Raw genomic sequence first — 1,900 nt, 5'->3', positions numbered from 1 at the left:
ACATCAAGGACAACCGCAACACCCTTACCACGTTGTGTGATTACTAATGGTCTACGAGTTTCGTTAATCTGTTTAATAAATGACGTTACGCCAGCACGAAATTCAGACAAAGGCTGAATATCTTGGTCAAAGTGGATACGGCTCATGTCGAACTCCTAACAGTACAATTTAATGTACAAATGATAGTTCAAATAGCCTTTTTGAGCAATAGCCTGATTTTGTGTTATAACGCCGCATTAAGTGGTGAACAACGCGACCACCCAACCTTAAACCTTGCCACATCCAGCACTAAAGCCGACCTAAGCTGAAATTGCCAAGCGTTGAGAATCCGTCTTAAATGCTTTGTTATGTTGTGACTCAAGGGATCTTCGTTTCTATATTTAGCTGCCCTGCCAACCCTGCTTCACGGTGTACGCTTAATGCTAAGAACTCTTCAGATGAGGTCATTTCAAGGAGGGCTTGGCGAGATGGATATCTTACAATAACAAATGAGTCCCAAAGGTCTTCAACTTGACCAAGAATAAGACCAGTCACCTCTGAATAGAAGACAACCTCAGCACCATACTTTTCGAGAACCTTAAGCATAGGCTGGCCATAAAGTTCATATGCTTCTTTGCCCGTTAGATTAGTTTCTCGACCATCTGCATATTCTGCCTTCTCTTTGAACTTGAAAAGGTTTAGTAGATGAACTTCACCTGATTCCGGTGAAGATTTTAGCCTTTCCATCTGACTTTCTGATGGAAAAAGTTGATTCAGAACTTCCATATTCTCTCCTGCAACATAACGCCGCGTTAAGTAGTGAGCAACGCTACCACTGAACCTAACCATACCATCATAAACACAAAACCCAACGATGAAATGAAAAATGCCAAGCGTTGGGAATCTGTCTTAAACGCTTTGTTAAATAGCTCGTTCAACGCGCTCTGTAAACCTTGCGATACTTTTTTGAAAAGCTGATATTCCAGTATTTGTTAAGTAAACACGATCATGCTCCATTTCAAAGTAATCGCTACGCTGTTTAAGCAAAGACTCAACCTCATGAGGTTTCTTTAATAATGAAACCCTTCCAGCAGCATGGATTATCGCATTTCGGATTAGTTGACACTCTTGGATATAAGCCCAGTCAGAGTCACTACCTAAATTGAAACCCAGATGGTCACGCACGAACGGTTTGTATTTCGCAATGCCAAATTCGCTTTTATTCAATTGGATAGGCTCACCAGAAGCTAACCATGACAAATGAAGGCACTCTTCAAGGTGTCCAAACATCATGAGAAATACAGACTTTCGTAACTGGTTGGGTAAATTGATTTCATACTCTCGCTTAAGAAAGTTTTTCTGATGTTGATTGATCTCTTCTGACAGTTGTGAATCTTTAAGATTATCATTAAAGAAACCATGCACATGATTGTGAAAGCCAGTTAACTGATTTAAATTGTTATGCATGAAGGCAACAGCCAAGTCTTTCTTAGTAGTCACAAATTTCTCCTGCTATTTAACGCCCAATTAACGTGTGAGCAGCGCTGCCACTGAACCTAAACACTGCACCGTAAACACAAAACTCAACCCGAAGTGAGAGCGCCAAGCGTTGCGAATCACTGTTGAATTGTTTGTTATGTTTTACCACAAACACATGATTTACTTGAGAAAGAACTGCTATTTCTCACTAGTTTTCTGAAGCAAACCACACGGTATGGGTCAATTTGACCACCAAAGGCGTCCAACCAGAAACGAGTAATTCCACTTCCCTTTCCAATGAGGCAACCCGACCAAGAAACAACAAGCGCCCTATCTTTCCAACCAAAGCGCAAAACAATGCTGAATTGCCGAGGCAACTGCCAAGCCGAAATGCTGATTGGCTAAGAACCTAAAAGCGACTTAAAGCCACTTAAACTAGAAG

General features: G+C 41.2%; 3 protein-coding genes. All 3 read right to left on the bottom strand.

The window, feature by feature from the left end:
• The coding region (locus ELS82_RS24550) for a type II toxin-antitoxin system Phd/YefM family antitoxin (RefSeq protein ID WP_134837723.1) at nucleotides 1-146 on the bottom strand (146 nt) is incomplete at its 3' end.
• Between the two features lie 211 nt (nucleotides 147-357).
• On the bottom strand, nucleotides 358-765 hold the full coding sequence (locus tag ELS82_RS24545) for a DUF1330 domain-containing protein (RefSeq protein ID WP_134837722.1): 408 nt from the start codon (nucleotides 763-765) through the stop codon (nucleotides 358-360).
• 135 nt (nucleotides 766-900) lie between these two features.
• Entirely contained in the window at nucleotides 901-1,479 is a 579-nt protein-coding gene (locus ELS82_RS24540; protein ID WP_134837721.1) for a hypothetical protein, read from the bottom strand.
• Between the last annotated feature and the right edge of the window lie 421 nt (nucleotides 1,480-1,900).

Origin of the sequence: Vibrio ouci (assembly GCF_004551525.1) — a bacterium.
GTDB classification, from domain to species: Bacteria; Pseudomonadota; Gammaproteobacteria; order Enterobacterales; family Vibrionaceae; genus Vibrio; species Vibrio ouci.
This window is presented reverse-complemented; position numbering and strand designations above follow the sequence as displayed.

Coding starts and splice junctions, on each gene's coding strand:
- ELS82_RS24545 (WP_134837722.1), bottom strand. CDS start 765: ATGGAAGTTCTGAATCAACTTTTTCCATCAGAAAGTCAGATGGAAAGG.